This is a genomic window from Nocardioides mangrovi, from assembly GCF_020073815.1.
In the GTDB taxonomy this organism is placed as follows: Bacteria; Actinomycetota; Actinomycetes; order Propionibacteriales; family Nocardioidaceae; genus Nocardioides; species Nocardioides mangrovi.
Map to the genome: position 1 here is coordinate 63,008 of NZ_JAIQZJ010000020.1, position 7,299 is coordinate 70,306.

The window sequence follows — 7,299 nt, forward strand, 5'->3', positions numbered from 1 at the left end:
GTGTGACGACCGCTACAGTCCGAAACATCATACGTCACAACTATCGGGAGTTGACTGCAGATGATCGTCCTGCCACGCCCGCGCTACGCCGCGGCGGCCCTGGCCGTCGCGGCCGCGCTTCTCCCCGGGACACCGGCCGTCGCCGGCGGCTCGGGACACGGCCCGGACCACGGACGTCCCTCGGGGACCTACACGATCGCGGTCCGTCCGGACGGCGGCCGCCATGCCGCCGGCGCCGACCGGGTCGTCACCACCATCGAGGCCGCGCGCCGGCTCGCGCGGGCCCACGCCGGCCACCAGGACGTCGTGGTCAGCCTCGCCGGCGGCACCTACGAGCTCGCGCACCGACTGCGGTTCACCACGGCCGACGGCGGGCGCAACGGTCACCAGGTCACCTGGACCAGCGCGCCCGGGCAGCACGCCGTGCTCTCGGGCGGCACGCGCGTCACCGGATGGCGGGTCGACGACGCCGCCCAGGACATCTGGGTCGCCCGGGTGCCGCGCGGCACCACGACGCGCCAGCTGTACGTCGACGGCGGCCTCGCGCAGCGCACCCGGCTCCAGCTCGCGGCCAGCAAGACCCGGCCCGACCTCGAGTTCACGACCGAAGGGCTGGTCGTGCACGACGCCGCCCTGGCGGCACAGATCGCGACGCTGACCAACCCCCAGGACCTCGAGGTCGAGGAGCTCGGCTCGTTCACCGACCGCATCTCGCCGGTGGTCGCGGTCCGCGGAGACACGCTGGTCATGGAGCAGCCCGCCTGGAACAACAACAACTTCGGCTACGACACGCTGAAGTCGCCGTACGCCCGGGGCGCCGTCTACCTCGACAACGCCTACGAGCTGCTCGACGAGGCGGGGCAGTGGTACCTCGACTCGGCCGCCGGCCGGCTCTACTACCGCGCGGCACCCGGCGACACGATGGCCCAGCACGACGTGTGGCTGCCGCGTCTCGAGTCGCTGGTCCAGGTCAGCGGCAGCTACGCGCACCCGGTGCGTGACCTGAGCTTCACCGGCCTCACGTTCTCCCACACCACGTGGCGCTTCCCCAGCAGCTCGCAGGGCTACGTCGACCAGCAGAGCGGCGCCCACGCCGTCGGCACCTACGACTGGCCGGCCGACTTCCTGACCAGCTGCCAGAACGGCTGCCCGGAGTTCGAGGAGAGCCGCAACGAGTGGGCCCAGATCCCCGGTGCCGTACAGGTCTCGGCCGCCCAGGGCATCACGTTCTCCGACGACGCGTTCGACCAGCTCGGCTCGGTCGGGCTGGGCATCGGGATGGACGCCGACGCCCACGCCTCGGGGGTCGGGTACGGCGCCTCCCGGATCACCGTCGACCACAGCTCCTTCACCGACTCCAGCGGCTCGGCGATCGTCGTCGGCGGGGTCCGGCCGGACGCCCACCACCCGACCGACCCCCGGATGACCGACCACGACATCACCATCACCGACAACACCGTCGACGGCGTCTCGCAGGACTACCGGGACAACGCCGGCATCCTCTCGACGTACGTGACCCGGGCGACGATCTCGCACAACACGGTGACCGACCTGCCCTACGACGGCATCGACATCGGCTGGGGATGGGGCACCAACGACCCGGGCGGCAACGAGTACTACCTCGAGCACGGGCTGTACGACTACCAGCCGGTCTACGACACCCCGACCACGTTCCGCGACAACACGGTCTCCTACAACCTGATCCATGACACGAAGCAGTCGATGAACGACGGCGGCAGCATCTACACGCTCTCCGCCAGCCCCGGCACGGTCATCGAGCGCAACTACGTCTACGACAACAAGAAGACGTTCGGGGCACTGGTCGACCAGGGCAGCCGCTACCTGACGATCCGCGACAACGTCTTCGTCGGCTGCTCGAACTGGCTCTACGTCAACTCCGACGCCGGCGACCCTGACACCTTCAACACCAAGGACAACCTCGTGACCCACAACTGGTGGGACGTCGGCCCGGCGCGCAACCCCGAGGGTGACGGCTACGGCAACGAGGTCGTCGACAACACCCAGGTGACCGACGGCAGCTGGCCGGCCGAGGCCCAGCAGGTGATGGCCGAGGCCGGCGCCCGGCCCTGATCCCGGACGCGGGTGGCGCGTCAGCCGAGGTGCCAGATCTCCTCGGCGTCGCGCCATCCGCCGTCCGCGGACCCATCGCCCCCAAACGGCGTCTGGCACGGGTCGGTGTGCGTCCACCACTCGCGGGTCACGGGGTCCTCGCCGATGCGCGCCATGTCGGCGGCGTGGTCATCGCCGGCGTACTCGTAGTAGGCGAAGAGCGTGTCGTCGAGCGCGAAGATCGTGTAGTTCGTGACGTGGGCGTCCCGCAGCGTCCGCTCGACCTGCGGCCACACCGCGCGGTGCAGCGCGAGGTACTCCTCCCGCCTCTCGGGGCGGACGTTGACGACCAGACCGTGTCGCTCCACGCGACGGAGCATAGGTCATACGTCTGACCGGTTCCGATCGGGCGTCAGCGCGCGTCGTACTCCTCGCGCGCGGACCGGACGTCGTCCATGTGCAGCTCGGCCCACGCCTTGACCTGGCGCATCACCCCGTCGAGCGAGGAGCCCAGCGGGGTGAGGGTGTAGTCGACGGTCACCGGGACGGTCGGCGTCACCTCGCGGATGAGCAGCCCGTCGCGCTCGAGGGTGCGCAGGGTCTGGGTGAGCATCTTCTGGCTGACGCCGGCGAGCCGGCGGGCGAGCTCGGAGTAGCGCATCGTGCCCTGCTCGGCGAGCGCGGCGAGGACGAGCGCGACCCACTTGTCGGAGAGCCGGTCGAGGAGCTGCCGGCTCGGGCAGCCGGCGAGGAAGGCGTCGTAGGCGACCTTCGCCTGCTCGCGCTGCTGGGCGGCGGTCATCGTCGGCATCGGCCCTCCCGGGCACCTCGGGGCAAGTTACGCACTTCCAGGTGCCTACTTACCAATGGAGAGTTACCCCGCCATCGTGGAGCAAACACCATCCCTTCCGCAAGAGGAGCTCGCCATGACCACCGACACCACCTTCCGCGCCGCCGTCGTCCGTACCCCTGCCGGACCCGGCTCCATCGAGCTGCTCGACCTGCCGGTCCGCGACCCGGGCCCGGGCCAGGTCCGGGTCCGCGTGGCCGCGGCGTCGGTCAACCCGGTCGACCTCGCCGTCGCCGGCGGCTTCTTCCACGGCATCGGCCTCATCGACCAGCCCGAGCGCACCGGCCTCGGCTGGGACTTCTCGGGCACCGTCGAGGCCGTCGGCGACGGGGTCGACCTGCCGGTCGGCACCCGGGTGGCCGGCCTGGTCGGCGGGCTCGACCGCGACTTCGGTACGTACGCCGAGCAGCTGGTCGTCCCCGTGGCCGACGTCGGCCTGGTGCCCGACGGCCTCGACCTGGTGGCCGCCGCGACCTTCCCGCTCAACGCCCTGACGGCCGCCCAGCTGGTCGACCTGCTCGGCGACGGCGCGGGCCGCACGCTCCTGGTCACCGGCGCGGCCGGGGCCGTGGGCGGCTACGTCGCGCCGATGGCCGCCGCCCGCGGCTGGCGGGTCACCGGCCTGGCCCGCGCGACGGACGAGGACTTCGTCCGCGGCCTCGGCGTCGACTTCACCGCCAGCGCCGAGCCCGGCTGGGACGCGGTCGCCGACGGCGCCGTCCTCCAGGAGGCGGGTGTCGCCCTGGTCCGCGACGGCGGGGTCTTCGTCGGCGTCCAGCCGTCCAACCCGCCGGCCTCGGAGCGCGGCGTCGACGTGAAGGTGGTGGGCGTCGTGCCCGACGGCCGCCGTACGACGGACCTGCTCGCCGACGCCGCCGCCGGCCGGCTGGTCACCCGGATCGCGGGCGAGCTGCCGCTGGCCGAGGCCGCCGAGGCGCAGCGCCAGGTCGCCAAGGGCGGTGTCCGCGGCCGGTGGGTGCTCCGTCCCTGACGCCGATCCCTCAGGTACGGCGCGGGACGGACGATCAAGGTCGCTGCACCTGCTGAAGGAGGGATCATGACCGGCACCCCTGGCACGTCGACCTCGATGCCCGCACCCCGCAACCGCTGGAGCTTGCGCGGCCTCGGGCGACGGACGAGCATCGCCGCCCGACTCGTCGCCCTCGCGCTGGTGGGGCCGGTCGCGCTGCTCGCCGTGGTCGCTCTCGGGGTCGAGGGCTTCTCGCGGCAGCAGGACGCCTCCACCGACGTCCAGGGCTACCTGGCGGTCGCCGGCGAGGCGGCCGCCGTCCGGTTCCAGTCCGCCGACTGGAACGGCTGGCAGACCGCGTACGCCTTCGACGTCCTACGTGGGGAGCCGACCGCGGCGACCGACGAGGGGGCCAGCCGCACGGCCTTCCTGCAGTCCGCCCAGCAGCTCGAGGCGGGCCTGCGCGTCCTGGCCGACGACGACCGCGTGCCTGCGGGCGTGGCCGACGAGATCGCCACGGCCCAGGGCGCGTACGACGACTTCATGGCGGTCGACACGACGATCCTCGCCGACTACGCGGCCGGGGACCCGGCTGCCGAGCGGCGCGCGAACGAGCTCGTCATCGGGGAGGAGATCGACAACTTCACCCGCCTGTCCGACGCGATCGCCGCGGTCGACCGCGCGGTCCAGGCAGCCGGCGCGGACGCGGCCGAGTCGGCCCGCGCGGAGGCCGCGAGCGGTCGCCGGATGATGATCGTCGCGGGGCTGGTCGGGGGCGCCCTGTCGATCGCCCTCGGGATCGGGATCGCCGCCTCGGTGCGCGGTCCGCTCGCGGCCCTGAGGCGCCGCCTGCAGTCCCTGGCGGAGGACGAGCGCGCCGACCTGACCGCGCGGCTCGCCGTCGATGGCGACGACGAGCTCGGCTCGATCGCGCGGTCCTTCAACACCTTCGCCGGACGGGTGCAGGAGACCGTGTCGACGCTCGCCGCCTCCGTCTCCACCCTGTCCGCGTCGGCGCAGGAGCTCGCGCAGAGCTCGGTCAGCATCTCGGCCGCCGCCGTCGAGGCCTCCGCCCAGGCCGGGGTGGTGGCGTCGGCCGCCGGCCAGGTCTCGGGCAACGTCGAGTCGGTCGCTCAGGGCTCCGACGAGATGAGCACCGTCATCCGCGAGATCTCCCGCTCCGCGGCCGAGGCGTCGGCGGTCGCCTCCCAGGCGGTCCACACCGCGGCGACGACCAACGCGGACGTCATACGACTGGGCGAGGCGTCCCGCGAGATCGGCGGGGTGCTGCACCTCATCGCCGGGATCGCCTCGCAGACCAACCTCCTGGCACTCAACGCCACCATCGAGGCCGCACGGGCCGGGGAGGCAGGGAAGGGCTTCGCGGTGGTCGCGACCGAGGTCAAGGAGCTGGCGCTCGAGACGGCCCGCGCCACCGAGGACGTCGGCCGGCGGGTCGCCGAGATCCAGCAGGACACCGAGGCGGCGGTCCGGTCGATCGAGCAGATCTCGACGGTCGTGGCCCGGATCGACGAGCACCAGGCCACCATCGCCGCCGCCGTGGAGCAGCAGCTCGCCACCAACACCGAGACGTCGCGCAACGTCGCCGAGGCCGCCGTCGGGGCTCGGGAGATCGCCGGCACGATCGCGTCGGTGGCCGAGGCGGCCGAGCAGACGACCACCCAGGTCGCCCACGCCCAGCGGGCCACCGACGAGCTCGCCGAGCTGGCCGCATCGCTCGATCTGCTGGTGGCCCGTTTCGCCTACTGATCGTCAGGCCGCCCGTCTCCGGTCGATAGCCTGGGAGGGTGCCGCGGACCACGACGACGACCAGAGCCTCGGAGCCTCGGGACCGGCTGCTGCGGACGGCGAGCGGCATCTTCTACGCCAAGGGCATCCACGCCGTCGGCGTCGACGAGATCGTGACGGCCGCGGGTGTCACCAGGGCCACCTTCTACCGGCACTTCCCGAGCAAGGACGACCTCGTCGTCGCCTACCTCCACGCGGCGAGCGCGGCCGAGCGGGCGCAGGTCGCCTCGGTCCTCACCGACGACCTCTCCCCCGAGGACGGCGTCCGGGCGGTCGCCCGGGCGGTCGCCGCGCAGATCAACGACCCGGCGTACCGCGGCTGCGCGTTCCTCAACGCCGCGGCGGAGTACCCCGACACCGACCACCCCGTGCACCGCGCGGTCCTCGAGCACCGGCAGTGGTTCCTCGACACCGTCACGTCGCTGGCCGGCCGGGAGAAGACGGAGCTCTTCGTGCTCCTGCGCGACGGCGCGATGGCGTCGGGCTGCCTGGCCGACCCGCGGCACGTCGGCCAGGTCTTCCTCCAGGGCGTCGAGGAGCTGCTCGGCTCCTAGGCGACCGCGGGCTGGCGCAGCCGCAGGGCCGAGACCAGGAAGAAGAGCCCGCCGAGGGTGGCGTAGCCCGCGATGCCGGTCACGGAGGTCGCGCTGCTCGCGGAGGCGGCGAACGACGCGCCCGCCAGCACCGAGATGCCGCCGCTGAGGATCATCGGCCACTGACCGCCGAGCGCCCGTCGTACGACGCCGACGGACAGCTGGACCGCGCCCGCCGTGATCGCCCAGATCCCCCAGACGACGAGGATCCCCTCGAGGTCGTCACCGACGACGGCCAGCGCGACGGCGGCGGCCAGGCTGAGCGCCATGTTCACGACGAGCATCGGGCGGCGGTCACCGGAGGTGCGCAGGTCGACGACCGCGGCGCCGAGATCGAAGACCGGGTAGAGGACCGCGAGGACGACCGCCGCGGTCCCCACGGGCGAGGAGGTGGCGACGAAGAGCCCCGCCCACACCACGGCGAAGACGAAGCGGACGAGGTAGAGACGCCGGAGGGCGGAGGTGGACATGGAGCTCCTCGATACGTAAGAGAAAGAACGATCGTTCTCTTTATACCAGGAACGCCGCTCCCCCGCTCACTCGTCGCCCTCCTCGAGGAAGACGCCCTCGGCGGTGATCTTGCCGAGCGCCTGCCGGTCGGCCGGGCTCGACAACGCGATCGCGACCGGGCACGAGCCGGCATGGCGGGGCAGCCGCACCACACGCACGTCGTGGCAGCCGGCGCCGGTGCGGTGCAGGACCTGCTCCTCGAGCTCGACGTCGCGGAAGCCGTGGGCGCTCATCGAGCCCTCGGTCGGGAGGTTGTCGAGGTAGTGCGCCGAGGCGTACTTCGCGGTCTTGAGCGCGAACTCCGCCGACGTGCCGCCGATGACGACCGCCAGGTGGTACGGCGGACACGCGGCCGTGCCGAGCGAGCGGATCTTCTCGTCGAGGAAGGTCAGCAGGCGCTGGGGATTGAGGATCGCCTTGGTCTCCTGGAAGAGGAAGGACTTGTTGGCCGAGCCGCCGCCCTTGGCCATGAACAGGAACTTGTACTCCGGCTTCCC

Annotated in this window: 8 protein-coding genes; 4 read left to right on the plus strand and 4 right to left on the minus strand. The window is 72.4% G+C overall.

What is annotated here, in order from left to right:
* Window positions 1–60: 60 nt before the first annotated feature.
* On the plus strand, window positions 61–2,091 hold the full coding sequence (locus K8U61_RS22675; protein WP_224125284.1) for a right-handed parallel beta-helix repeat-containing protein: 2,031 nt from the start codon (window positions 61–63) through the stop codon (window positions 2,089–2,091).
* 20 nt (window positions 2,092–2,111) lie between these two features.
* Here K8U61_RS22675 and K8U61_RS22680 read toward each other — a convergent pair whose 3' ends face one another.
* Window positions 2,112–2,438: an L-rhamnose mutarotase gene (locus tag K8U61_RS22680; RefSeq protein ID WP_224125285.1), complete on the minus strand. Its 327-nt coding sequence runs from the start codon at window positions 2,436–2,438 to the stop codon at window positions 2,112–2,114.
* Between the two features lie 44 nt (window positions 2,439–2,482).
* Entirely contained in the window at window positions 2,483–2,881 is a 399-nt protein-coding gene (locus K8U61_RS22685; protein ID WP_224125286.1) for a winged helix-turn-helix transcriptional regulator, read from the minus strand.
* 115 nt (window positions 2,882–2,996) lie between these two features.
* On the opposite strand from K8U61_RS22685, the gene K8U61_RS22690 reads away from it, so the two are divergent.
* From K8U61_RS22690 to K8U61_RS22700, 3 genes are all read left to right on the plus strand, one after another.
* Window positions 2,997–3,911, plus strand: coding sequence for an NADP-dependent oxidoreductase (locus K8U61_RS22690; RefSeq protein ID WP_224125287.1), 915 nt, complete (start codon window positions 2,997–2,999; stop codon window positions 3,909–3,911).
* A 66-nt stretch (window positions 3,912–3,977) separates the two neighbouring features.
* The gene (locus tag K8U61_RS22695; RefSeq protein ID WP_224125288.1) at window positions 3,978–5,660 is read left to right on the plus strand and encodes a methyl-accepting chemotaxis protein; all 1,683 of its coding nucleotides are present in this window, start codon (window positions 3,978–3,980) and stop codon (window positions 5,658–5,660) included.
* 38 nt (window positions 5,661–5,698) lie between these two features.
* Window positions 5,699–6,253: a TetR/AcrR family transcriptional regulator gene (locus tag K8U61_RS22700; protein WP_224125289.1), complete on the plus strand. Its 555-nt coding sequence runs from the start codon at window positions 5,699–5,701 to the stop codon at window positions 6,251–6,253.
* On the opposite strand, the gene K8U61_RS22705 is transcribed toward K8U61_RS22700, so the two are convergent.
* The gene (locus K8U61_RS22705) at window positions 6,250–6,762 is read right to left on the minus strand and encodes a hypothetical protein (protein WP_224125290.1); all 513 of its coding nucleotides are present in this window, start codon (window positions 6,760–6,762) and stop codon (window positions 6,250–6,252) included. The genes K8U61_RS22700 and K8U61_RS22705 overlap by 4 nt on opposite strands.
* Before the next feature lie 66 nt (window positions 6,763–6,828).
* On the minus strand, window positions 6,829–7,299 hold a 471-nt coding region (locus K8U61_RS22710; protein WP_443680457.1), incomplete at its 5' end, for a fumarate hydratase.